This window comes from Variovorax sp. 05T418 (assembly GCF_056396385.1).
Window position 1 is genome coordinate 21781 of record NZ_JBFTLJ010000013.1, and the last position, 23116, is coordinate 44896.

Below are 23116 nucleotides of genomic sequence, written 5' to 3' on the forward strand. Positions count from 1 at the left end.
CTCAAGCCTCCTGTTCGATGCGGGTGGTGCGCGGCAGACCGACGATGCGTTGCGGCGCGGCCAGGAACACGTCCACGCCGCGCGGAAACAGCGCGTGGTTCGCGGACCATTGGGCGGTGAAGGCCGGTGCCAGGCCTTCCACGGCGATGGCGCTGCGGTCCTGGATGCCGGGGCCGCGCAGCGTCCAGCGCGCTGCGCTTCCTTCGGCCGGTGCGGACACGTCCATCACGCCGGCCACGTCGATCACGCAGGTGGCCGACTGGTCCGGATAGGCGTCGCTGCCCTGCGCGAAGGCATCGAGCGGCGGGCAGGCATCGCCTTCGCCGATCCACGCGAACTGCGCCTGCGCGGGCGCGTCGACCAGCACGCAGCCGGTGTGGAAGCGCAGCCATGCGGCCGCGTCGCTGCCCGCGAGCGACGGCGACAGCCAGAGGCGGCAGTCGGGGTCGAGCAGCGCCAGCAGCAGCGCGGCCGAGGCGCCGTGCCCCTGCGACGGCACCTGCGCATCGTGCGGCAGCTCGACGATGCGGCCCGGATGCGCGAGCGCCTGCAGCGCCGAGCGGAACACCGCCTGGCTGCCGAGCGCGGCATCGGTGAATCCCGCGCCCAGGGTGGAAAGCATGTTGGCGTTCATTCGGAATCGTCCTCGTCCATGTCGGCGCCGCCGGCTTCGCGCGCCACCGTGAAGAACTCGACCTTGCTGGCCTGGGCGCGTGCATGGCGCTGTGCGCGCAGCGCCGCGAGATGCGCACGCACGGGTGCCAGCAGCCGGGCATCGAGCACGGCCTGCTGCGCCGGGTCCTGCAGCAGCGCGTCGGCCACGGCCGCGAGCTGTGCATGGCGGTGCGAACGGCCGAGCACATAGGCCACGCCCACCGCGGCGCCCGGCTGCGGCGCGGTGCCGCCCAGGCGCAGCGCGCAGCGCGTGACCGTCACCTCGCCCAGGTTGAAGCGCTCGCCGGTGCCGCCGGCGCGGCCCTGCACCATCACCAGGCCGGTCTCGGGCGCACGCAGCCACTGGGGCGGGGTCTCGGCGTGGGGCGCGAGCGCCGGTTCGAGCAGCGAGACGGGCGCGCGCGCCAGCATCGCGAGCCACTGCGCGCGGCGCAGCGGGCGGGCCGCGGGTTCTGTGTCAAAGGCATGAAACATGAGAGTGATACGCTTGAAGTTGTATAGACAAATTCGGCAACTGACGCGAGCTTAGAGAGCGCGCAAGTAGGTTTAATGACAAGCACGACGACGACCCCTGCCTCCGCGCTGGCTCCGCGCTCCTCCTCCACCACCACCGAACGCACCGCACGCGACAGCTTCTGGATCCGCATTGCGGCCGACCTGGCCGAGGCCATTGCGCGCGGCGTGTATTCGCCGGGGCAGCGCCTGCCCTCCGAGCACGCGCTGGCCGAGCAGTTCGGCGTGAACCGCCACACCATCCGCCGCTCGCTCGCCAACCTCTGCAGCCAGGGGCTGCTGCGCGTGACGCAGGGCAGCGGCACCTATGTGGAAGAGTTCGCGGTCGACCTCGCGCTGGCCAAGCGCCCGCGCTTCCAGCGCAGCATGGCGCTGGCGGGGCTGCGCGGCGCGTTGCGCGTGACCGGCGCGAGCACCGTGCGCGCCACCGCGGCGCAGGCGCGTTCGCTCGCGGTGCCGGCGCGCAGTTCGCTGCTGTGCCTGCAGGTGATCGGCGAAGCCGAGGGCCAGCCGCTGCATTGCAGCGAACGCTTCTTTCCGCTGCCGCGCTTCGCGGGACTCGAAGCCGTGGTGCGCGAGACCGGCTCCATCACCGCCGGCTTCGAGGCCCACGGCGTGGCCGACTACACGCGCCACCACAGCCGCATCACGGCGCAGATGCCCGAGGCCGCGATTGCCGCGCAGCTGCGCCAGCCGGTCAGCCGGCCGGTGCTGTTCGTGGAGAGCGTGAACGTCGACACCGCGGGCGTGCCGATCGAATACGCGAGGGCCTGGTTCGCAGGCGACCGCACCTCGCTGACGGTGGCGCACGATGACTGAGGCCGTATTCCGCAGGCACCGCGCGGCGCATCGCTACGCCGCCTATTTCGCGCCGGCCATCGACGGTGCGTGGTGGGAAGCCGGCAGCCACTGGCTCGGACGTTGCGCGGCAAGCGGGCAACTGCTGCCGCAACCCGCCATCGACGGCCTGCCGCCCGCGCGGCAGCAGGAACTGACGGCCGCGCCGCGGCGCTACGGCTGGCATGCCACGCTGAAGGCGCCGTTTGCCCTGCCCTCGCACCTGGACGCGGCGTCGCTGCGCACCGGCATCCGCCACATCTGCAAGGCCTGGGAACCCTTCGACATGCCGGCGCTGCAGGTGGTGCGGCTCGACGACTTCCTGGCGCTCGTGCCCGCGGCGCCCAGCCGCGCGCTGAACGCCATGGCGAGTGCCTGCGTGACCGGCCTGCACGCCTTCGCTGCGCCGCTGCCGCCGGCCGAATTGCAGCGCCGCCGCGCGAGCGGGCTCACGCCCGAGGAAGATGCGCTGCTGCAGCGCTGGGGCTATCCGTTCGTGCTCGACCGTTTCCGCTTCCACCTCTCGCTGACCGGATCGCTGCGCGAGGCCGACGAGGCCGAAGTGCATGCCTTGCACGAGGCGGCGCAACGGCACTTCGGCGCGCTGCCCGCGCAACGCTTCGACGCGATCAGCCTGTTCGCGGAGCCCGAGCCGCGCGCGGACTTCGTGTGCATCGAACAGATGGCGCTGGGTGCATGAGCGCAGCGCCAAGCCATGCACCAGTGAACGCCGCGCGGGCCGGCCGCCTGGTCTACGTGGTCGGCCCCTCGGGCGCAGGCAAGGACAGCGTCATCGACTGGCTGAGGCAGCAGCTGCCGCAGGACGCCCGCGTGCACTTCGCGCGCCGCACCATCACGCGCGCGGTACAGCCGGGCGGCGAGCAGCACGACAGTGTCGACGTGGCCGCCTTCATGCGCCTGCGCGAGGCCGGCGCATTTGCGATGCACTGGGAAGCCAATGCCCTGCACTACGGCGTCGTGCGCGAAGAACTCGCCGCGCGCTGCGACGGCAGGACCGTGATCGTGAACGGCTCGCGCGCCTACCTGACCCAGGCCGCGCGGCTCTTTCCCGAACTGGTGGTCGCCCACATCACGGCCGACGCCCAGACGCTGCGCCGCCGGCTGCTCGCACGCGAGCGGGAAACGCCGCAGATGGTCGATGCGCGCGTGCGGCGGGCGCTCGACTTCCAGCTGCCGCCGGGCATCGCGGCCATCGAGGTCCGCAACGACGCGGCGCTCGCGGACGCGGGCGCGCAATTGCAGCAGGCACTGAAGGCATGGCAGTGCCTCTGAGCGGCTGCGGCAGAACGCGCAGGAAGTAATCCGATCGGCGTAGCTTGCACAGCCCCTTCCTCGTCTTAGAACTTTCCATCTAAGCAGTTCGCGAAAGTAGTGAAAGAACCCGTTCCGCGGCAGGGATGTCCCGCATGGAATCGGTCGACTGTGGCGATCCTTCGAGCGTCTAATGGGACTCACCATGCAAGGAGTCGCCACATGACGGATACGGACTGCATACGCAAAGCCCACTCCTGCGCGGCGGAGCCCCGCAAAGCCGCGCAGGAATTCCATGCGATGGTGGCGCAGCCCGGCATGGCGCTGGTGATCTTCTATTGCTCGAGCGACTACGACCTCGAGGCGCTGGCCGACGAGATGAAGCGCCTGTTCGGCGAGGTGCCGGTGGTGGGCTGCACCACGGCCGGTGAGATCGGCCCCGCGGGCTTGCGCGACCACAGCCTCGCGGGTGCGAGTTTTCCGGCCAGCCACTTCAGAGTGGCGGCAGGCCAGGTCGAGCAGTTGCAGCAGTTCAAGGTGGAGGCCGGCCAGGACTTCGCCCAGGCGCTGCTGCACAAGCTGCTGGCCGAGGGCCCGCCCGGCGATGCGGACCACAGTTTCGCGCTGCTGCTGATCGACGGCCTGTCGCTGCGCGAGGAACCCGTCACGCGCGCCTTCCAGGCTGCGCTGGGCAGGCTTCCGCTGCTCGGCGGTTCGGCCGGCGACGGCATGAAGTTCGACCGGACCCAGGTCTACTGGGACGGCCGGTTCGGCGTCGACTGCGCGGTGCTGGTGCTGGTGGCCTCGCGCATGCCGTTTCGCATCTTCAAGACGCAGCACGTCGTCGCCACCGACGAGCGGCTGGTCGTGACCGAGGCCGACGCCGCCTCGCGCACCGTCAAGGAAATCAACGGCCTGCCGGCCAGCCAGGAGTACGCGAGGATGCTCGGCATCGACGCCTCCGACCTGGACCCTTCGCGCTTCGCGGCCTGGCCGGTCGTGCTGACGATCGGCGGCACCACCTACGTGCGCTCGATCCAGAAGGCCAATGCGGACGGCAGCCTCACTTTCTTCTGCGCGATCGAGAACGGGCTGGTGCTGCGCGTGGCCCGGGGCGTGGACCTGCTGCAGAACCTCGAGCAGGCCTTTGCCGGCATACGCGCCGAGATCGGTCCGCCGCAGCTGGTGCTGGGCTACGACTGCATCCTGCGCAAGCTCGAAATCGCGCAGAGCAGCGCGAAGGACCGCATCGGCGAACTGCTGAAGGAGAACAACACGGTCGGCTTCCATACCTACGGGGAACAGTTCCGCGGCGTGCACGTCAACCAGACGCTGGTCGGCATTGCATTCGGCACTAACGGCGAGGGGGCCAGCCATGCGTGAGTCTGCAACACTGCCGCGCCCCGGCGCGCAAGCGCTTTCCTCGAAGGACGAGATCGCACGGCTCAACAAGATCGTCCAGGCCCTGATGGACCGGGCCGAGCGCAGCGCCAACGCACAGGGCTCGGACTTCAACCTCTTCCAGACCACCATCATGCTGGAGGAGCAGGTGCTCAGCCGCACCGCGGAACTGGAAGCGGCGCTGCGCGAGAACGAAGAGGTCAACCGCGTGCTGCGCAAGACGCAGGCCGACCTGGTGGCCGCAGCGCGCTCGGCCGGCATGGCCGAGATCGCCACCAACGTGCTGCACAACGTGGGCAACGTGCTCAACAGCGTCAACGTGTCCGCGGGGCTGATTCTTTCCAGGGTTCGCGCGTCCAAGGTGGAAGGACTCGCGCGCGCGGTGCAATTGATGAACGCGCATGCGGACGACCTGGGCACCTTCCTCGCGTCCGACGCCAAGGGCAAGCTGCTCCCGGGCTACCTGATGCAGCTGGCGCCGCTCCTGGTGGCGGAGCAGCGCACCGTCGTCGACGAGCTGGTGGCGCTGGGCAAGAGCGTCGACCACATCAAGGAAATCATCGCCGCGCAGCAGGCCCATGCCCGCGCCTCCAGCCTGATCGAGCCGATACGCGTCCACGAACTCGTCGAGGACGCGCTGCGCATGAACGCGTCGGGCGCGGCGCGCTACCAGGTGGTGATCGGGAGCGGCCTCGTCCGCCTTCCCGAACTGCCGCTGGACCGGGGCCGCCTGCTGCAGGTGCTGATGAACCTCGTGCGCAATGCCAGGCAGGCGATGGAAGCGGTGGCGGACGACCGCGCCAAGCTCATGCTCGATGCGGAGATCGTCGGGGACGAGGTGCTGCGCATCCGCGTGGCAGACACGGGCGTCGGCATCGCCCCCGACAACCTCACGCGCGTGTTCATGCACGGGTTCACCACCAGGAAGGACGGCCACGGCTTCGGCCTGCACAGCGCAGCCATCGCGGCGCGCGAGATGGGCGGCACGCTGGCAGTCCACAGCGACGGACCCGGCACCGGCGCCACCTTCACGCTCGAACTTCCGATCAGAAAGGCCGCAGAGACGCCATGAGCAAACCGCAGAACCGCCGCATCCTGCTGGCTGACGACACGCCGGCCATCCACGAGGACTTCCGCAAGATCCTTCTTCCGGCGGCCGCGGACGCGAACCTGGACGACCTGGAGTCCGCGCTGTTCGGAACCTCGGCCAGGAAAAGCGACGTGGACTTCGTGCTGGACAGCGCCTACCAGGGCGAGGAGGCGCTCGCCAAGCTGCGCGAGGCATTGGCGGCCGAGGCGCCCTACGCCATGGCGTTCATCGACATGCGCATGCCCCCCGGGTGGGACGGCGTCAAGACCATCGAGCAGCTGTGGCTCGAAGACCCGCGCCTGCAGATCGTGATCTGCACGGCCTATGCGGACCAGTCGTGGGTCGAGGTGTTCGATCGGCTGGACGCGCGCGACCGCCTGCTGGTGCTCAAGAAGCCCTTCGATCCAATCGAGGTGCGCCAGCTGGCCAGCGCGCTCACCATGAAGTGGCAGATGACGCAAGACGCCGCCTTCAAGATGAACCAGCTCGAGCAGGCCGTGGAGGAACGCACGCGCGAGCTGTCGGACGCCAACATCATCGTGCAGAACAGCCCGACCATTCTCTACCGGCTGCGCGGCGAGCCGGCGTTCCCGCTGATCTACATCTCGCACAACATCACCAAGTTCGGCCACGAACCGGCGGCCCTCCTGGCCAACCCGGACTGGGCGGACGTGCTGATCGACCCGGCCGACCAGCCCGGCGTGGCCGCCGCGATGGCGCGCGTGCTCGAAAAGGACGCCGAAGGCGCCTCCATCGAATACCGCCTGTGCACCGGCGACGGCGCGCGGCGCTGGGTCGAGAACCGTTATGTTCCGGTGCGCGACAAGGACGGCCGGCTCATCGAGGTCGAGGGCATCGTCATCGACGTCACCGAGCGCAAGGCGGCGGAGGAGCAACTGGCAAAGCTGGCGCGCACCGACGGGCTCACGGGCCTGGCCAACCGCGCCACCCTCGTCGAGCGCCTGCACCAGGCCCACGCGGCGGCACGGCGCGGCTCCGTGCCGTTTGCGCTCCATTGCCTCGACCTGGACCACTTCAAGCCGGTCAACGACATGTTCGGCCATCCGGGCGGCGACCTGCTGCTGCGCGAGGTGGCGCTGCGCCTGAAGAACTGCACGCGCGAGACCGACGTGGTGGCGCGCCTGGGCGGCGACGAGTTTGCCGTGCTGCAAAGCGAAATGGCCGACGCGGCCGCCGCGGGCGCCCTGGCCGCGAAGATCCAGCAGGAGCTGGCGCGCCCGTACATGATCGATGGCAACCAGGTGCATGCCTCGGCCAGCATCGGCATCTGCCCCTACACCCCGGGCAGCGAGAGCCCGGAGGAAATGCTCGCGCAGGCCGACCTGGCGCTCTACCGCTCGAAGGAGCAGGGGCGCAACCAGTACCACTTCCATTCCGAGGAACTCGACTTCGAAGTGCGCGACCGCGTGGCGCTCGGCGAAGACCTGAAGCAGGCCATCGAGCGCGAACAGCTGGAGCTTTATTACCAGCCGCAGGTCGAGCTGTCCTCCGGAAAGATCGTGGGCGTGGAGGCGCTGCTGCGCTGGAACCACCCCAGGCGCGGCCTGCTCGAGGCGAACGCGTTCGTGCCGATTGCCGAGCGCACCGGCGGCATCGTCGCGCTCGGCCGCTGGGTGCTGGACCAGGCCTGCAGGCAGATGAGCCTGTGGCGCGAACAGGGGGTGGCGCCGCCGGTGGTGGCCATCAACCTGTCGCTCGGGCAGCTCAGGCAGGGCAGCGAACTGATCCGCGACGTGACCGAGGGCCTCGCGAAATGGCGGCTCGAGCCGTCCGTGCTGGAGTTCGACGTGACGGAGTCGACGCTGGCCCAGATGACATGGACCCACAACGACGTGCTGCCCAGGCTGAGGGCGCTCGGCGTGCGCATTGCAATCGACGACTTCGGCACCGAATACTCGTCGTTCGAATACCTGCGCACCTACCGCGTGAACCATCTGAAGATCGCGCAGTCGATGCTCAAGCGGGCGATCGACGACCCGGACAGCGCGGCCACGGTTCGCGCCATCATGAATCTCGCGCGCGAAGCGCGCATCGGCATCATCGTCGAGGGACTGGAGACGCAGACACAGCTCGCCTTTCTCCAATCGACCGGCGCCACCACGCTGGCGCAGGGCTACTACTTCAGCGAGGCCGTGATGGCCACCGAGGCCGGCGACTTCCTGCGCTCGGGTACCATGGCGCAGAGCGAACGCAGCAAGGGCGGAGAGCACGGGGCCGCAGCATGAAAAAAACAATCCTGATGCTCGCCGCGACATGGGGCTTCGCTGCCCTGCCGCCGGCGGCGCATGCCGATCCCGTGGTGCTGTCGCTGGTGCACGCCGCCACCACCTCGCACCCGGCCCATCTGGCGGCGCTCCAGTTCGCCAAGCGGGTCGAGGAGCGCACCCACGGGCAGGTCCGCACGGAGATCTTTCCCGCGTCCCAGCTCGGCAGCGAGAACGAACTGCTGCAGAAGGTCCGGCTGGGCGCGGTCGACATGGACGTGACCTCGATGAACTACCTCATCAAGTACGAGAAGACGTTCTCCGTCGTCGTCATGCCCTATCTCTTCGACAGCTATGCGCATGCCCACCGCGTGCTCGATGGCCCGGCAATGAACTGGCTCGCGCCGCTGGCCGAGAAGCAGGGCTTCGTCATCCTGTCCAACTGGGAATGGGGATTCCGCAACATCACCAACAACCAGCGCCCGATCAACCTGCCCGAAGACGTGCGGGGCCTCAGGGTGCGCGTTCCGCCCGTCGCCGAACTCGAGGCCACCATGCAGGCGCTGGGCGCCGAGGTCAGCAAGGTCGGCTTCAAGGAGCTTCCCCAGGCGCTGTCGCAGGGCCTGGTCGACGGCCAGGAGAACCCGCTCAACGTCATCTACTACAACAAGCTGTACGAAGTGCAAAAGCACCTCGCCCTGACCCGCCATGTGTACTACAACACGCTCCACCTCATGAGCACCAGGACCTGGGCGAAGCTCACGCCGGCCGAGCAGGCGATCGTGCGCGAAGAGAGCAAGGCGGCAGGCGACGGCATGCGCAAGAAGATCATTGCCGAAGAGGAGGAGCTGATCGCAAAGATGGTTGCCGCCGGCGTGAAGGTCACGCGCCCCGACCCGGCGCCGTTCCGCGCGGCCACCCAGGGCGCCCGCGAGGAGATCAGGCGCTTCGCGGGCGACGAGAACGTGCGCACGTTCCTGAAGATGGTCGACGCAGAGCGAAAGCAGTGACGCATCTCTCCAACAGCGACCTGGGAGCGAGCCGCAATTGATCAAATTCCCGATCGACGTCTCGTGGGGGAGAAGAATGCGCAGCCTGCGGGTGGAGATCGCGCTTGGATTCGGCGTCGTCATTGTGCTGATGCTCGCGTTGGGCGCGTCCTTCTATCTGAGCGAACAGCGTTCCGCGGCCGCCATCGACAAGCTGCTCAGCAGCGACAACCGGATGGCGGACCTGAGCTTGCGCAGCTCGCTGGCGATGTACAAGGCCCGCGACGCCGAGAACGAACTCCTGCTGTCCGCGGACCGGCTCGGGGTGGCGCAGGCGAGCGAGCGCTCGCTGCCGGCCATGCAGAACCATTTGCTGGACATGCGGGAGTACCTTGCCAGCCTTCGAATCCTCTCGACCGATCCGAAATTCAGGGACCAGGTCGACCGGATCGAGACCCAGACCCGGCAGTACGAGGACGGCTTCCTCGCGTTCATTGCGCGGCATGGCAAGGAAGGCCTTCCGGAATCGGCCGATGCGCTGCGCCAAGGCTACCTGGCCACGGCCGTGGCCATCGAATCCTCGGTGGAGGCGCTGCACACCGAGGCGACCAAGCGCGCGCTCCAGACGCGCAGCGATGTCGAACGCGCAGCCAGGTTCTCGCGCTGGGCGGTCATCGCGCTGGTCGCCCTGGCCATCCTGCTGAGCGCGGCGGCCGCGACGGTCGTCTCGCGGCGCATCACGGGCTCCATCGCCCGGCTCGTCGCCTTTTCCGGGCGCGTCGCCGCGGGGGACTTCAGTGCCAGGACGCCGCAGGGCCACGCGGATGAATTCGGCATCCTCGCGAGCGCCATGAACCAGATGGCTGAGTCGATCGAGAATTCCAACGCGCTGCTGGAGAGCAGCGCCGACACCCTGAAGCACCAGGCCACCCACGACCCGCTGACCGGGCTGCCGAACCGCGCATTGCTGGAGGACCGCCTGCGGCAGGCCATCTCGTATGCCGATCGCTACGGCCGGCTGATGACGGTGGTGTTCATCAACCTGGACGGCTTCAAGCGGATCAACGACAGCCTGGGCCGCAAGGGCGGCGACGAATTGCTGAAGGTCATGGCCGAGCGCATGGCCCGGTGCCTGCGCAGCGTGGACACGGTGGTGCGAACGGGCGGCGATGAATTCGTGATCATCCTGTACGACCAGCCCGGCGACGGAACAGACATCGCACCAGCCCTGAGAAAGCTGCTCGAGACCATCGCGCAGCCAGCGCGCATCGGCAGCCAGGCGGTCCAGCTCACGGGCAGCATGGGCGTGGCCACCTATCCCGCGGACGGCGCCGATGCCGACGCCCTGCTCGTGAACGCCGACGCCGCGATGTCCCACGCCAAGGCCTCGGGGCGCAACAACTTCGAGTTCTATGCGGCCGAGATGAGCGGCGCGATCCGCGACGAACTCGCGCTGCGCGAAGGGCTGCGCCATGCCGTCGCGCGCAGCGAGTTCCACCTCGCGTACCAGCCGCAGCTGGACATGGAATCGGGCCGGGTGACGGGCGTGGAGGCATTGATCCGCTGGCAGCATCCGGAGCGCGGCCTGGTCTCGCCGGCGCAGTTCATCCCGCTGGCGGAAGAGACCGGCCTGATCGTTCCGATCGGCGAATGGGTGCTGCGCACCGCCTGCTTCCAGAACAAGGCTTGGCAGGACGCGGGCCTGCCGCCGTTCATCGTGTCGGTCAATGTGTCGGCGCGCCAGTTCCGGGAGCGGACCCTGATCGCGCAGGTGGCCCTGGCGCTTCGGGACAGCGGGCTCGAGCCCCGCCTCCTGGAGCTGGAACTGACCGAAAGCCTGGTCATGGAGGACCTGGACAAGGCGCTGCAGTCGATGAAGGCCCTGCGCGCCATGGGCGTGCAGCTCTCGATCGACGACTTCGGCACCGGCTATTCGAGCCTGAGCGCGCTCAAGCGCTTTCCCATCGCGAGGCTCAAGATCGACCAGTCCTTCGTGCGCGACATTCCGGGCGACGAAGAGGACAAGGCGATTGCCAAGACCATCATCGCGCTGGGGCACGAGCTCAATCTCAAGGTCATTGCCGAAGGGGTCGAGACCGAGCAGCAGCTGGAATTCCTGCGCGCCCATGGGTGCGACGAGATGCAGGGCTATCTCTTCAGCCGGCCCGTGCCGCCCGCCGAACTGGCGGCACTGGTCAGGATGCGCGCTGGCGAGGCAGCGGCGAGCGGCCAGCCCGAGGCGCGTGCGCGCCGCGTGGCGGGACGCTGAGGCCCAGCATCCAGGCAGCGTTCGAAGGTAGTAGCGCCCCTCAACGAAGAGTATGCACTCACCTTCTAGATGCCGGCCACGCCGCGCTGGAGCGCAAAGTCCAGCAGCACGCGGTCGGAGGGCTCCTCGGGCCAAGTGTCCTCCGCCAGCCAGCGGAAGAAGGTGGTCGCGGCCACGCGGCTCGCCGGGCCGTCGCGCCGCCAGGCACGCGCAATGGGGGCGGCCACCTGGTCGAGCCGCTCGGCCTCGAAGCGCGTGCGCACCTCGGCCTGCATGGGCTGCGGCATCTCGGCGAACACGGCGCGCGCCTGTCCCATGCGGTCGTTCTCCCAGAGCTCGCGGATGCGCCGCAGGCGGTCGGCCTCCGACAGCACCGCCACGGGTGGCGCCAGGGCCGGTGCCGGGCCGCTGCTGGGCGCCGGCTCCATCGCGGTCACGCCCGCGTAGCCCTTCTTTAGCGCATCCTTGAAATACGCAGCCGGCGACTTGAGCACCGGCATCGAGGCATTGCGCAGCCGCTGGTCCACATGGTCGAGCGTGGCGCGGATCTGCCCTTCGTCGGTGGTGGCGTAGAGATCCTGCGCCTCGTCCTGTTTCAGGCCCAGCGCGATCAGCCGGCCCACCAACGCCAGGTCGAAGACGTTGCGGTTCGACGCGCTGATGTCGCCCAGGCGCTGCTGCACCTTGGGAACGACCCGGAACTGGATCTCCTCGATCTTGCGGCCGCGCTTGTGCTCGATCAGCTCGAGCCCGAAGTCCTCGCACAGCGCGTCGATCTCGGCCAGCGCCTTGCTGATGACGTCGCGCTTGAGGAAGCGGTAGTCGACCTCCTTGATGTCGCTGCGGCCCGTGAGCACCGCGGCCCACCAGACCACGTCCTCGCGCATCGACAGCCGCCCCGGCGAGGTCAGATAGCGCGCGCCGATCTCATACAGCACCGCGGCGGAATAGCTGCGCATCTGGCTGCTCATCTCGAGCAGCACACGCGTGTACTGGTGCGGCTTGACCAGCCGCTCCTTGATCTCGTCCGGATAGCGCCAGGTCACCATGCAGGGGCGCCCCCTGCCCTGCTCCTCGATCGTGACCGTGCCCAGGAGCTGCGAGGACACCCAGCGCTTCAGGGAGCTGCTGCTGGTCGACCACTCGATGGTCGTGGCCTGCATGTCGCGCAGGTGCGACTTGAGCAGCTCGGTGTTGTTGGAGTTGAAGCGGGCGTCGCCGATCAGTTCGCTCAAGGTCAGCCGGTAGACCGGCTCGTCCACGCCCTGGCGCTGCGAATGGTAGAGCAGCGCGTTGTAGATGCGCCGCGACAGCAGGGTGAGCCGGCCGCGCTTGGGGCGGATGGCGATGGCTTCGTTGGCCTTGGCAACGCTCTGCTCCTCCGCCGTGGGCGGCTGCCGCGGCGGAGACCGGGATTGTGAATTGTCTTCTTCGACCATGGTCCGCTACGGCAATCAGATGGTTTCACATCATGCCTTTGCATTGTGATTCAGTCAATTCACATTACGCCGGCCATGGTGCCTTGGTATGTTTGCAGATAAACACTTGGGGAATTGAAGAATTGGGATTCCACTTTCCTCCGTCGTGACAGTCACTTAGCTCCTCTCATGTGAGATCGGTTGGGATTGAATGTGAGATCGGATGGGATTTGGCGTGAGCCTTGTTGGGAGACAAGCGCCACTTTTGTGAGTCCGGATGGGTTCCAATGTGAGTGGATATGGGTTCCGGCCGTGGGCTGCGCCCCTGTTTGGGGTCCGCGGCGGCAGCCAGGCGCGCAAAAGGCCCGCGCCAGGCGCCCTGCCCCCGGTTTTCGGGTCCTGCGGCGCTTGGCATGCGAGGGGCTGGGGTCTTGGTCCCCAATCTTCCTCACAATACTTCGCGGCGCTGTAGCTGAGTTCTCCGCGAAACTTGTTCATTCGACAGATTCTCATAGAATTGCCGTATTCTGTCGAATAAGGCCAAACAAAATGTCCGTTCCTGTTCCTCTGGTCGGTGGAAACCTGGTTTCCAACGACGTCCAGGTGCCTCCCCGCCAAACCATCAACATGCAGAAGATCGCCGCGCTGGCGACCCGGGCCGGGTCGATGGTGGAGCAGATCCGGGGCATGCTGCTGGCGCCGGAAGCCCGCAAGATCCCGCCCACCTACTCCACCGCCCAATTGGCCGCGCTGTGCGGCGTCGACAAGGCGCATGTGGCCTACCGCATCACCAAGGAAGACCTGCCGGCCGGGCGGCTGACCCCTTCGGGCGGCAAGCGCACCTTCGAGCTGGACGAGCTGCGCCGCTGGACCCGCACCTACCGTGCGGAAAAGATGCGGCCGGCCGGGCGCAAGGCCATCACCATCGCCGTGGGCAATTTCAAGGGCGGCGTGGCCAAGACCACCACGGCCATGGTGCTGGCGCAGGGGCTCAGCCTGCGCGGGCACCGCGTGCTCGCGATCGACACCGATCCACAGGGTTCGCTCACCACGCTGCATGGCCTGCTGCCCGAAGCCGAGGTCACCGAGGACATGACCATCGGTCCGCTGTGCGACGGCTCCGAGAACGACATCCGCTACGCCATCCGCTCGACCTACTGGGACGGCATCGACCTGGTCGCGGCCGCGCCCTTCCTCTTCTCGGCCGAGTTCGCCCTCCCCGCGCGCCAGATGCAGCAGCCCGGCGCCAAGTTCTGGGACGTACTGAACGAAGGCCTGGAGTCGGTTCGCGACCTGTACGACGTGATCGTGATCGACACGCCCCCTTCCCTTTCGTATGTCACGATCAATGCGCTGTGGGCGGCCAACGGCATCGTCGTTCCGGTGCCGCCCTCGGGCCTGGACTTTGCCTCGTCGGCGCAGTTCTGGTCGCTGCTCGCGGACCTGGGCGGCAACCTGGACGGCCAGAGCAAGGACCGCGAGGGCAAGGCCTTCGACTTCCTGCACGTGCTGCTGAGCCGCGTGGACGCGGCCGATCCGGCAATGCCCGCGGTGCGCCAGTGGATCCAGGCCACCTACGGCGAATACACGCTGCCGGTCGAGATCCCGAAGACCAGCGTGACCAGCAACAAGGCCGCGGAATTCGCCACAGTCTACGACGTGCAGAAATACGAAGGCGCCGCCAAGACCTACAAGCGCGCGGTAGACGCCTACGATTCCTTTGTCGAGCTTGTCGAGCAATCGGTGATCGGCGCATGGACGGCACAAGGGAGGGCGCAGCAATGAGAATGCCGGCCATGCTTTCGGGAGCCCCTTGGCGTGGAAACCAGGTTTCCACCGGGCGGTGCGCCCTTGATGTATCCGGCATGACGCACGCCGTGGAAACCTGGTTTCCACGGCCGCGGTTGCCACAAGCCGGATGCGGCGCGGCAATGCCACAGTACCTGCCGAAGGTCGCGGGGCGGATCGGCAGAAGGCTCCGTTTCACGGCATCGAGCGCGGCCCAAGCCGCGCCAAGGAGTGTCCATCATGGCTAGCACCCGCAAGCGGCTGGAGGCGTTGACCGCCGGCCTGATGCTTCCCGAAGCGGCAAAGGATCCGGTCGATGCGCCGGCCCCGGCGGCTGCTCCCGCAGTGCCCCCGTCGGCATCGAACGCCGTGGAAACCAGGTTTCCACCGGCCGTCGGCGGCTCGCTCGCGCCGCGCACCGGCCCTGGCCAGATGATGGCTTTCCGCGGCCAGATCCAGCAGGTCGAAGGCGAGATGGCGGCGCTGCGCGAAAAGCTCAGCCAGTACGAAGGCTCGCTGCCGACGCGCAAGATGGACCCCAAGACCATCCATCCGAGCCGCTGGGCGAACCGCCACGACGCCTCGTTCACGAGCAGCGCCTTCGCGGGCCTGAAGGCGGACATCGAGCATGCCGGCGGCAACGTCCAGCCGATCCTGGTGCGGCCGCTCAAGGACGAGCCCGGCCAGTTCGAGATCGTCTTCGGCCACCGCCGGCACCGGGCCGCGCTGGAGCTTGGCATTCCGGTACTGGCGTCCATCTGGGTCGACGAACTCGGCGACGCGGCGCTCTTCGCGGCCATGGACCGGGAGAATCGCGAGCGCGCGGACCTGTCCAACTACGAACAGGGGCTGATGTACCAGCGCGCGCTCGAAGAACAGCTGTTCCCGACGCAGCGCCAACTGGCCGAAGCGCTCGGCGTGAGCCATACCTGGGTGCGCAAGGCGCTCATGGTGGCGCAGTTGCCGACGGCCGTGGTGGAGTGCTTCCGCAGCCCGCTCGAAATCAGCTTCCGCCATGCCGAGCAGATCAATGCCGCCATGGAAAAGGACCGCCGCGGCGTGCTCAAGCGCGTGGAAAGGCTGCGGGGCCACAGCCTTGCGCCGGCCATGGTCGTCGCAAGGCTGCTCGACGCCAAGCCCGGTTTCGAACGCTCGGAAAAGCTCGACATCCTGTCCGCGGGGCAGAAGATCGGCACGCTGGTGCGCGCCAAGAGCGGGGAGATCACGATCACGATCGTGCCGGACGCAGCCACCGAGGCCAGCCAGGATGCGCTCGAGGCTGGCATCGCCGAGGCTTTGCGCAAGGCCCGCACGCTGTAGATTCGCCTGCCGGGGGGAGGGCGGCAGGGCCAATGTGAGAACCGTTGGGATCTGCTTGCGCCGCTCGTCCCAGGCATTTGGCAGGCGCAGCGGCACCCGGGCCGGCGTCCTGGCGCCGCCCCGGGGGCAGGGCAGGGAATCAAAAAAAACGGCCCGGCTCGCCTCGTGGGATCCGGGCTGGCCTGGTCTTGCGCGCCTAGGGCCGAACCACAATAGCCGGCGGCTGGATCACGATCGCAGGGGGCTGCACGACCATGCCCGGCGGCGGGCCTGCATAGACCGGCGCTTCGTACACGGGGGGGCGCGAGGCGTGGTCCTTGCACTTGCGCTTTTCCTTGTATTCGCCGTTCTTCTCCCACTTGCGCTCGACCTTGCACCGGCCGTCCCAGAACGCTTCCTTGTACTCGCGGCCGCCGTGCCGTCTTTTGCCGTGACCGCTCTCGTCCTTGTACGGGTCCGCGGCGGCGGGTGCCATGGCACCGGTGGCAAGCAAGGCGACCAGGGCCAGGGGGCGCAGAAGGGGATTCATGAAAGACCTCGAATGTGATTTGTTCCCATGGCCGCGCATCGTACTAGAGGCAACGCGGCCAGTGCCTCTATGGGTCGACGGGACAAGCCATCGGTCCTGCGGGACAGGGGGCCTGGAGGGACGGGTTTTCGAAGACCAGCGGCTGTTGCACGGTTCCCACGGGTTCCTGTGGCGCTCGGCAGACGCCGAGCAACCCGGATAAAATTCAATCAAATCAACAACTTAGGTGAAGGTGCTCGTGAAGATGCTTGGTTGCAACACAAAATGTGTATTGATGATTACTTCAGTTATCATCAAGCAATTCATGACAACGACCACCGCACCCCACGGCACGCAGGCCTTCGCCAGCACCCTGTTCGATCCCGCCCTACCGGCGAGATGGACCGCCGCATGAGTGCGACAGACATGCCTGCCGTTCCCACCCCCTCCCAACTGTCCAACATCGATGACGACGAGCTCGCGCGCCTGGCGTCGAACTGGCGGGCCCTTGCGGGCCGCGGCGACCGCGAGGCCTTCGGCATCGCGCATGCGCTCGAGGTCGAGCAGCGCCGGCGCACGCGGGTGAGCCAGCTGCAGCAGCTGCCGGAGCATCCCGGGCCGGCGCCGCGCCCGTGGTGGAAGTTCTGGCAGTCGACGACGGCCGGCGAGCGGAACCCGACATCGGCCTCATGAAGGCACTGATTCCGCGCAAGCTGCACCGCGGACATTTCGCGTTCATGCGGGCGCTGGCCCAGGGGCTCGACGAACGGGCCAGCTGGGACCGCTACCTGCGGCTCGAAGGCGAACACACCGACCTGCGGACCGTGCGCCGCACCATCGCCTGGATCCGCGACGAATTCGCGGCGGCCGCGCGGCGCGAGCACAAGCCAGGCACCGCCCGGCTGATCCTGCTCGACGCCGACCGCTTTTCCGCGGCGCCGGCGCTCCCGAGCCTGGCCGAGTTCGCCGTGGCGAACGGCCTGGAGGATTTCTCCGAGTCCGAACAGGTCGAGGCCTACGAGGCCGCCTACCCGGCCGCGGGCAAGGCAGGGCAGGGCGCGCGGCCCTCGCGGCGGGCGCGCGTGGTCGAGCGCCAGCTCGAAGCGCTGCGCTGGCTCGAGAACCTGGTCGCCCAGGACCCGCGGCCGCTCGACAGCGTGTCGGCATGGCTCAATCCCTCGGTGGCAAGCCGCCTGGAACGCGCCGGCCTGCGCACGCTCCATGCGCTGGTCGAGCACATCAACGGCATCGGCTCGCGCTGGTGGGTGCATGTGCCGGGCGTGGGCGAACTCAAGGCGGCGCGCATCCTCGACTGGCTGCGCGCCAACGAACAGGTGCTGGGGCTGCGCATCGGCGCCCACGCGATGACGCCCCGGGCGCAGCTCGGCCCGCTGGCGCTGGCCGCGGTGGTGCCGGGCGGCACCGCGCTCGTGCCTTATGAAAAGTTCGTGCTCCCCGCCGAGCTCGACGGCAGCGCAGGCAGCAACCGCGCGCCGCGCGGGCAGTGCCTGCTGATGGCCACCAACGACCACGAGGCCGTGGGCGCCTGGCTCAGCGCCAAGCGCGCGGGCGATGCCACCGCCGACCTGTCGGCCACCCAGCGCGCCTACCGCAAGGAGGCCGAGCGCCTGCTGCTCTGGGCCGTGCTGGAGCGCGGGAAGGCGCTGTCGTCGCTCACCGTCGAGGATGCGATCGAGTACCGCGACTTCCTGCTCGATCCGCCCGCCCACTGGTGCGGCGCGCGCCATCACCAGCGCTGGTCGCCGCTGTGGCGGCCGATGGAAGGGCCGCTCGCGCCCTCGGCGCTGCGCCAGGCCATCGCGATCCTGCGCAGCCTGCATGCGTTCCTGGTGAACCAGAACTATCTGGTGGGCAACCCCTTTGCCACGCTGGCGCCGCCCGCGAGCCTGCAGCAGCCGCTGGACTCCAGCCGCGCGCTGAGCTTCGCGCAGTGGGACCACGTCGACGCGCTGCTCCAGGCACATGCCGACACCGAAGCCAGGCGCCGGCTGCGGCGCGGCATGCGCTGGCTCTATGCGACCGGCCTGCGGCTGGCCGAGATCACCAGCGCCAAGTGCGAGGACCTCGAACAGATCGAGTACCGCGCGGCCGATGGCGCGCCGGCCACCGGCTGGCAGCTGGTGGTGGCCGGCAAGGGCGGGCGCTGCCGCCGGGTGCCGGTTCCGTCGGCGCTGGTGGCCGAGCTGGAAGACGAACTCGCCCGCCACGGCTTCGAGCGGCAGGTCGGTGCCGTGAGCAACCGCGGCATCCATGTGCTGGCGCGCTTCGATGCCGAACTGCGCCGTCCGGCCGCCTGGTCGGCCTCGGGCCTGTACCAGGCGATCAAGGCCTTTGTCGCCCAGGCCGCGGCCAGCCTGCGCGGCACCGAGGCGCAGCAGCTCAAAAAAGCGAGCACTCACTGGCTGCGACACTCGCATGGATCCCACGCGCTGCGCGGCAGGGAAGGGCAGGTGCCGGTGCCGATCCAGGTCGTGCAGAACAACCTCGGACACGCCTCAGTGGGGACCACGGCCATGTACCTGGCCACCGCGCAGGTGCAGAGCCATACCGAAATGCGCTAGCTGCTAGCGCGCCTGGGCGCTCGCTCGCGGGCTGCAATCTGCGCAAGATGCGAGCCATGCAAACACCGGTTTCCCGCCTTTCGATCCCTGCCGCCACGGAGGCACGCATGCCAGCTAGCACCGTGGACAAGGACTGGCTGTGCTTTCACCCGAACCCGTCGAAGCCGCGCTTCTCGCCGCCGCCCGGCGCGGTGGACGCCCACTGCCACGTCTTCGGCCCGGCGGCCACGTTTCCCTATGCGCCCGAGCGCAAGTACACGCCCTGCGATGCTTCGAAGGATCAGCTCTTTGCCCTGCGCGACCTGCTGGGCTTCGAGCGCAACGTGATCGTGCAGGCCACCTGCCACGGCAGCGACAACCGCGCGCTGCTCGATGCCATCGCGGATTCGAACGGACGCGCGCGCGGCGTGGCCTCGGTCGCGCCCAACGTGAGCGATGCCGAACTGCACCGGCTGCACGAGGCCGGCATCCGCGGCGTGCGCTTCAACTTCCTCAGGCGCCTGGCGGACTTCACGCCGCGCGAGGTGCTGATGGACATCGCCAAGCGCATCGCGCCGCTCGGCTGGCACGTGGTCGTGTACTTCGAGGCGCAGGACCTGCCCGAGCTCTGGGATTTCTTCACCCGCCTGCCGACGACCGTGGTGGTCGATCACATGGGCCGGCCCGACGTGAGCCAGCCGGTCGACGGGCCGCAGTTCGAGCGCTTCGTGCGGCTGATGCGCGAGCATCCGAACGTGTGGTCGAAGGTGAGCTGCCCCGAGCGCCTGTCGGTCTCCGGATCGCCGGCCTACGATGACGTCGTGCCGTTCGCGCAGCGCCTGGTCGAGACCTTCCCGGACCGTGTGCTGTGGGGCACCGACTGGCCGCATCCCAACCTCAAGACGCACATGCCCGACGACGGCACGCTGGTCGACATGATTCCGCGCATCGCGCGCACCGCGCAGCTGCAGCAGCAGCTGCTCGTGGACAACCCGATGCGGCTCTACTGGGCCTGAGAGGCGGCAAGCGCTTGCTTCGCGTGAGCGGACCCCTAGACTCCAGCTCATGGACCTCAAGCAGCTGGAGTACTTCGTTCGCGTGGCCGAGCTGGGGAGCTTCACGCGCGCGTCGATCGTGATCGACGTGGCGCAGCCCGCGCTCAGCCGGCAGGTGCGCCAGCTCGAAGTGGAGCTGCGGCAGAACCTGCTGACGCGCAACGGCCGCGGCGTCACGCTCACCGATGCGGGCACGCTGCTGCTGGCGCATGCCAGGGGCATCCTGCACCAGATCGAGCGCGCCAAGGAAGACCTCGGCCGCATGCGCGGCGCGCTGGCCGGCCGCGTCACGGTGGGCCTGCCGCCGAGCATCGCCAAGCGCATTGCCGTGCCGCTGACCCGTGCCTTTCGCCAGCAGTTGCCCGATGCGCGCCTTGCCATCACCGAGGCGCTGTCGAGCGCCCTGCAGGAATCGGTGACCGCGGGCCGCATCGACCTGGCGCTGCTCTACAACCCCGCGCCCTCGGCCGACATCGACAGCGTGGTCATCCTCGAAGAAGACCTGTACCTGGTCGGACCGGCCACGCAGCCCGGCGGGGAGATCGCGCTGCGCGAGGTGGCCTCGCAGCCGCTCGTGATTCCGACCCAGCCCAATTCCATCCGCATGCTGGTCGAGGCGGAAATGGCCAACATCGGATGCCGCCCGGCCATCGCGATGGAGATCGACGGCGTGGCCGCCATTCTCGACCTGGTCATCGATGGCGTTGGCTCCGCGGTGCTGTCCGCGAACGCGGTGCTCACCGCGCCTCGGCCGGAGGCTTTCGGCATCCGGCGGATCGTGGATCCTCCGCTGCGCAGCCGGCTGGCGCTGGCCGTCAGTTCGCAGCGTCCGGCCACGCTGACCCAGCAGGCCGTTCTCGCGCTGGTGCGCGAGGTCGTGGATCAGACGATGAATGCTTCGCCGGCACCGGCGCTCACTGCTTCGGAATGCCGGCCAGGCGGATGACTTCCGACCAGCGCTGAATCTCGTCCTTCAGGAGGTCCGCCTGCTGCTGCGGCGTGCTGCCCTGCGCCTCGACGCCAAGCTGGCGCAGCCGTTCCTTGACTTCCGGCGTGGCGAGCGCCGCGTTGGCTTCCTTGCTGAGCCTCGCGATGACCGCGGGCGGCGTCTTCGCGGGCACGGCAAGCGCGTTCCATGACGAGACCTTGAAACCGGGCGCGCCGCTCTCCGCGACCGTCGGCGTGTCGGGCAGCGCGAACGAGCGCTTCGCGCCCATGACCGCGAGGGCGCGCAGCGACTTGCCGCTGATCTGCCCGAGGATCGGCGCGAGGATCTCGACGCCGGCGTCGACCTGCCCGCCGCGCAGCGCCGTGATCAGTGCGGGCGAGCCGTTGAACGGAATCACCTGCGCGTCGATGCCGGTGCTGCGCTTGAAGAGCTCGGCCGCCAGATGCTGCGTGCTGCCCACGTTGATGGTGCCGATGTTGACGGTGCCGGGATGCGCCTTCGCATGTGCCAGCAGCTCCTGCATCGTCCTGAACCGGGCGTCAGCGGCTGTCACCACGGCCATGTCGAAATAGCCGAGCGTCGACACCGGCGCGAAGTCGCGGACCGTGTCGAAAGGCAGGCGCTTGAACAGCCCCGCGCTCACGGCATTGCCGTTGGACATCAGCAGCATGGTGAGCCCGTCCGGCGCCGCCTTGGCCACCGCATCGGAGGCGACCACGCCGCCGGCGCCCGGCTTGTTGTCCACGATGATGCTCTGGCCCATGGATTCCGACATCTTTTGCGCGACGGTGCGCGCCGTGAGGTCGGCCACGCCGCCGGGGCCGAAGGGCACGACCAGGCGAATGGGCTTGGTCGACGACGGTTGCTGTTGCTGCTGCTGCGCGTTCGCGCCTGTGCAGAGCAACGAGAGTGCGGCCAGCGCGAGCGCCGAACGCCGGGTGCGAGTGCGCATATCCATTCCTTTGTCTCCGTCTTCTCTTTTGAAGCGCCGGCGGTGCGTGGGGCCTTGTGCCGGCGTGATGGACTATCGCCATTCCGGCGGCGGTCCGCTATCCGGCCCGGCCACTTTGAGATATGTCGCGGCGGCATATCCGGCGCCTTCCTCGCTAAGATGCGCGCGGAACCGCGTCGCCAATGCCACCGAGGACATTTCTTTGACCATCAACCTGCAAACGCTCAAGTGCGGTGAATGCGGCAGCGGGATGCTCCAGCGCTCGGGGCTCAACCAGTACGCCTGTGCGCATTGCGGCTCGGTGTCGATCGTCGAGGACAACGTCTCCGACCGGCTGGAGCGCGTGCTCGAGCAGGTCAAGGACGAGGCCGGACGAAGGCTGGCGGCCGAGCAGTCGGCGCGCGGCCGCAGCGCGGCCCGGTCGATGGGCATCGCCATTGCGGCGGTCGCGGTGCTGGTCGCCGGGGTCTTCGGCGTCATGGCCTATGTCGTGGACCGCAACCAGCCGGAGCGGGCCTCGATGCCGCGCACGATTCCGGGCGAGGGCCTCCGGCTCGAGGCACGCCAGGTACTGGCGGGCAGCGGCCCTCTGGCGCAGCCCTGGCTGCTGGTGACGGCGCGCAACGAGAGCGGTAGCGCGATCGAGCGGCCGAAGGTCAATGCGATCTTCTACGACCGCGACAGCCGCATCGGCGAACAGAGCGAATCGGTGCCGATCGGTACGCTGATGCCCGGTGAGACAGCGCCGGTGCTGATCAAGCTGCCGAGCGACCAGGCCGTCACGCGCTACGAGCTGCAGGCCGATGCGCTGTCGACGCCCTTCTGGACGACCGAGGGTCCGCCGCTGCAGTTCACGCGCGTGCGCCTGGTGCAGCAGGGGGACGAGGTGTGGCTGTTCGGCCGTCTCGCCAATGCACGCAAGGACGCCCTGGCGCTGACCATCGTCGAAGTGCTGGTCACGCTGTACGACGAGGCCGGAACGGTCATCGGCGTCGGGCGGGGCTTCTCGCAGGCCACCGAACTCCGGCCCGGCGAACGCACCGCCGCGGAAGTGCGCATCGAGCGCCTGGGCAATCGAAAGGTGCCGATCGCGGCATGGGACTACCGCATCGACTACAGCCTGACCGAAGGCGCGCAGCAGGCCAAGAAGCGCGTGCTCGCGAGCAGCAGCCGCGTGATCCGCACGGCCGGCGCGCCCGAGATGCTGCGTGCGTCGCAGCGCCTGAGCAGCGCGGACCTGCTGGCCGATGGCGGCGCCGAGCAGGTCGACAAGGCGCGCTGAGGTCGCCGCGGG

Annotated in this window: 20 protein-coding genes; 15 read left to right on the forward strand and 5 right to left on the reverse strand. The window is 68.5% G+C overall.

Annotated features, from left to right (window positions below):
* Window position 1: 1 nt before the first annotated feature.
* Both phnH and phnG read right to left on the reverse strand, forming a co-directional pair.
* Window positions 2-634 (reverse strand): phosphonate C-P lyase system protein PhnH, encoded by a 633-nt coding sequence (gene phnH / locus AC1DMS_RS23385; RefSeq protein WP_015866121.1) that lies wholly within the window; start codon window positions 632-634, stop codon window positions 2-4.
* Complete coding sequence (gene phnG / locus AC1DMS_RS23390; protein ID WP_015866122.1) at window positions 631-1149, reverse strand: phosphonate C-P lyase system protein PhnG; 519 nt, start codon at window positions 1147-1149, stop codon at window positions 631-633. Before phnG ends, phnH begins: the two co-directional genes overlap by 4 nt.
* 75 nt (window positions 1150-1224) lie before the next feature.
* On the opposite strand from phnG, the gene phnF reads away from it, so the two are divergent.
* The 8 genes from phnF (at window position 1225) to AC1DMS_RS23430 (ending at window position 11271) form a co-directional block, all read left to right on the forward strand.
* Entirely contained in the window at window positions 1225-2007 is a 783-nt protein-coding gene (phnF, locus tag AC1DMS_RS23395; protein ID WP_015866123.1) for a phosphonate metabolism transcriptional regulator PhnF, read from the forward strand.
* Complete coding sequence (locus AC1DMS_RS23400) at window positions 2000-2725, forward strand: DUF1045 domain-containing protein (RefSeq protein ID WP_015866124.1); 726 nt, start codon at window positions 2000-2002, stop codon at window positions 2723-2725. The genes phnF and AC1DMS_RS23400 overlap by 8 nt, the downstream gene beginning before the upstream one ends.
* Window positions 2722-3318, forward strand: a complete 597-nt coding sequence (gene phnN / locus AC1DMS_RS23405) for a phosphonate metabolism protein/1,5-bisphosphokinase (PRPP-forming) PhnN (protein ID WP_015866125.1) — start codon at window positions 2722-2724, stop codon at window positions 3316-3318. The genes AC1DMS_RS23400 and phnN overlap by 4 nt, the downstream gene beginning before the upstream one ends.
* 201 nt (window positions 3319-3519) lie before the next feature.
* Window positions 3520-4680 carry a nitric oxide-sensing protein NosP gene (gene nosP / locus AC1DMS_RS23410; RefSeq protein WP_015866126.1) on the forward strand — a complete coding sequence of 387 codons (1161 nt, stop codon included), beginning with the start codon at window positions 3520-3522 and terminating at the stop codon, window positions 4678-4680.
* Window positions 4673-5770: an ATP-binding protein gene (locus AC1DMS_RS23415; protein ID WP_015866127.1), complete on the forward strand. Its 1098-nt coding sequence runs from the start codon at window positions 4673-4675 to the stop codon at window positions 5768-5770. Before nosP ends, AC1DMS_RS23415 begins: the two co-directional genes overlap by 8 nt.
* Complete coding sequence (locus tag AC1DMS_RS23420; RefSeq protein WP_015866128.1) at window positions 5767-8034, forward strand: EAL domain-containing protein; 2268 nt, start codon at window positions 5767-5769, stop codon at window positions 8032-8034. Before AC1DMS_RS23415 ends, AC1DMS_RS23420 begins: the two co-directional genes overlap by 4 nt.
* On the forward strand, window positions 8031-9023 hold the full coding sequence (locus AC1DMS_RS23425; protein WP_015866129.1) for a TRAP transporter substrate-binding protein: 993 nt from the start codon (window positions 8031-8033) through the stop codon (window positions 9021-9023). Before AC1DMS_RS23420 ends, AC1DMS_RS23425 begins: the two co-directional genes overlap by 4 nt.
* Before the next feature lie 37 nt (window positions 9024-9060).
* On the forward strand, window positions 9061-11271 hold the full coding sequence (locus tag AC1DMS_RS23430; protein WP_478181869.1) for a putative bifunctional diguanylate cyclase/phosphodiesterase: 2211 nt from the start codon (window positions 9061-9063) through the stop codon (window positions 11269-11271).
* 65 nt (window positions 11272-11336) lie between these two features.
* On the opposite strand, the gene AC1DMS_RS23435 is transcribed toward AC1DMS_RS23430, so the two are convergent.
* A complete protein-coding gene (locus tag AC1DMS_RS23435; protein ID WP_015866131.1) occupies window positions 11337-12710 on the reverse strand; it encodes a replication initiation protein in 1374 nt (457 codons plus the stop codon).
* Window positions 12711-13292: 582 nt separating this feature from the next.
* Between AC1DMS_RS23435 and AC1DMS_RS23440 the strand changes: the two genes are divergently transcribed.
* Entirely contained in the window at window positions 13293-14474 is a 1182-nt protein-coding gene (locus tag AC1DMS_RS23440) for an AAA family ATPase (protein ID WP_230537868.1), read from the forward strand.
* 243 nt (window positions 14475-14717) lie between these two features.
* Window positions 14718-15797, forward strand: a complete 1080-nt coding sequence (locus AC1DMS_RS23445; RefSeq protein ID WP_015866133.1) for a ParB/RepB/Spo0J family partition protein — start codon at window positions 14718-14720, stop codon at window positions 15795-15797.
* 196 nt (window positions 15798-15993) lie between these two features.
* Here AC1DMS_RS23445 and AC1DMS_RS23450 read toward each other — a convergent pair whose 3' ends face one another.
* Window positions 15994-16326, reverse strand: a complete 333-nt coding sequence (locus AC1DMS_RS23450; RefSeq protein WP_015866134.1) for a hypothetical protein — start codon at window positions 16324-16326, stop codon at window positions 15994-15996.
* A 390-nt stretch (window positions 16327-16716) separates the two neighbouring features.
* Here AC1DMS_RS23450 and AC1DMS_RS23455 point away from each other — a divergent pair, with 390 nt between their 5' ends.
* The 4 genes from AC1DMS_RS23455 to AC1DMS_RS23470 all read left to right on the forward strand — a co-directional run bounded on the left by AC1DMS_RS23455 (window position 16717) and on the right by AC1DMS_RS23470 (window position 20867).
* Entirely contained in the window at window positions 16717-16998 is a 282-nt protein-coding gene (locus AC1DMS_RS23455) for a hypothetical protein (protein ID WP_015866135.1), read from the forward strand.
* Window positions 16995-18887 carry a phage integrase family protein gene (locus AC1DMS_RS23460; protein WP_015866136.1) on the forward strand — a complete coding sequence of 631 codons (1893 nt, stop codon included), beginning with the start codon at window positions 16995-16997 and terminating at the stop codon, window positions 18885-18887. Before AC1DMS_RS23455 ends, AC1DMS_RS23460 begins: the two co-directional genes overlap by 4 nt.
* 107 nt (window positions 18888-18994) lie before the next feature.
* Window positions 18995-19882 (forward strand): amidohydrolase family protein, encoded by an 888-nt coding sequence (locus AC1DMS_RS23465; RefSeq protein ID WP_015866137.1) that lies wholly within the window; start codon window positions 18995-18997, stop codon window positions 19880-19882.
* 49 nt (window positions 19883-19931) lie between these two features.
* On the forward strand, window positions 19932-20867 hold the full coding sequence (locus AC1DMS_RS23470) for a LysR substrate-binding domain-containing protein (RefSeq protein ID WP_015866138.1): 936 nt from the start codon (window positions 19932-19934) through the stop codon (window positions 20865-20867).
* Here AC1DMS_RS23470 and AC1DMS_RS23475 read toward each other — a convergent pair.
* The gene (locus tag AC1DMS_RS23475) at window positions 20836-21822 is read right to left on the reverse strand and encodes a tripartite tricarboxylate transporter substrate binding protein (RefSeq protein WP_015866139.1); all 987 of its coding nucleotides are present in this window, start codon (window positions 21820-21822) and stop codon (window positions 20836-20838) included. The two genes, AC1DMS_RS23470 and AC1DMS_RS23475, sit on opposite strands and share 32 nt — an antisense overlap.
* Before the next feature lie 202 nt (window positions 21823-22024).
* Between AC1DMS_RS23475 and AC1DMS_RS23480 the strand changes: the two genes are divergently transcribed.
* The gene (locus AC1DMS_RS23480) at window positions 22025-23104 is read left to right on the forward strand and encodes a hypothetical protein (RefSeq protein ID WP_062365203.1); all 1080 of its coding nucleotides are present in this window, start codon (window positions 22025-22027) and stop codon (window positions 23102-23104) included.
* The last annotated feature ends 12 nt before the right edge of the window (window positions 23105-23116 follow it).

What these genes read in the sequence shown, in the direction of transcription:
- phnH (WP_015866121.1), bottom strand. Translation starts at nt 634, where the DNA reads ATGAACGCCAACATGCTTTCCACCCTGGGCGCGGGATTCACCGATGCC.
- phnG (WP_015866122.1), bottom strand. Translation starts at nt 1,149, where the DNA reads ATGTTTCATGCCTTTGACACAGAACCCGCGGCCCGCCCGCTGCGCCGC.
- phnF (WP_015866123.1), top strand. Translation starts at nt 1,225, where the DNA reads ATGACAAGCACGACGACGACCCCTGCCTCCGCGCTGGCTCCGCGCTCC.
- AC1DMS_RS23400 (WP_015866124.1), top strand. Translation starts at nt 2,000, where the DNA reads ATGACTGAGGCCGTATTCCGCAGGCACCGCGCGGCGCATCGCTACGCC.
- phnN (WP_015866125.1), top strand. Translation starts at nt 2,722, where the DNA reads ATGAGCGCAGCGCCAAGCCATGCACCAGTGAACGCCGCGCGGGCCGGC.
- nosP (WP_015866126.1), top strand. Translation starts at nt 3,520, where the DNA reads ATGACGGATACGGACTGCATACGCAAAGCCCACTCCTGCGCGGCGGAG.
- AC1DMS_RS23415 (WP_015866127.1), top strand. Translation starts at nt 4,673, where the DNA reads ATGCGTGAGTCTGCAACACTGCCGCGCCCCGGCGCGCAAGCGCTTTCC.
- AC1DMS_RS23420 (WP_015866128.1), top strand. Translation starts at nt 5,767, where the DNA reads ATGAGCAAACCGCAGAACCGCCGCATCCTGCTGGCTGACGACACGCCG.
- AC1DMS_RS23425 (WP_015866129.1), top strand. Translation starts at nt 8,031, where the DNA reads ATGAAAAAAACAATCCTGATGCTCGCCGCGACATGGGGCTTCGCTGCC.
- AC1DMS_RS23435 (WP_015866131.1), bottom strand. Translation starts at nt 12,710, where the DNA reads ATGGTCGAAGAAGACAATTCACAATCCCGGTCTCCGCCGCGGCAGCCG.
- AC1DMS_RS23445 (WP_015866133.1), top strand. Translation starts at nt 14,718, where the DNA reads ATGGCTAGCACCCGCAAGCGGCTGGAGGCGTTGACCGCCGGCCTGATG.
- AC1DMS_RS23450 (WP_015866134.1), bottom strand. Translation starts at nt 16,326, where the DNA reads ATGAATCCCCTTCTGCGCCCCCTGGCCCTGGTCGCCTTGCTTGCCACC.
- AC1DMS_RS23455 (WP_015866135.1), top strand. Translation starts at nt 16,717, where the DNA reads ATGAGTGCGACAGACATGCCTGCCGTTCCCACCCCCTCCCAACTGTCC.
- AC1DMS_RS23460 (WP_015866136.1), top strand. Translation starts at nt 16,995, where the DNA reads ATGAAGGCACTGATTCCGCGCAAGCTGCACCGCGGACATTTCGCGTTC.
- AC1DMS_RS23465 (WP_015866137.1), top strand. Translation starts at nt 18,995, where the DNA reads ATGCCAGCTAGCACCGTGGACAAGGACTGGCTGTGCTTTCACCCGAAC.
- AC1DMS_RS23470 (WP_015866138.1), top strand. Translation starts at nt 19,932, where the DNA reads ATGGACCTCAAGCAGCTGGAGTACTTCGTTCGCGTGGCCGAGCTGGGG.
- AC1DMS_RS23475 (WP_015866139.1), bottom strand. Translation starts at nt 21,822, where the DNA reads ATGCGCACTCGCACCCGGCGTTCGGCGCTCGCGCTGGCCGCACTCTCG.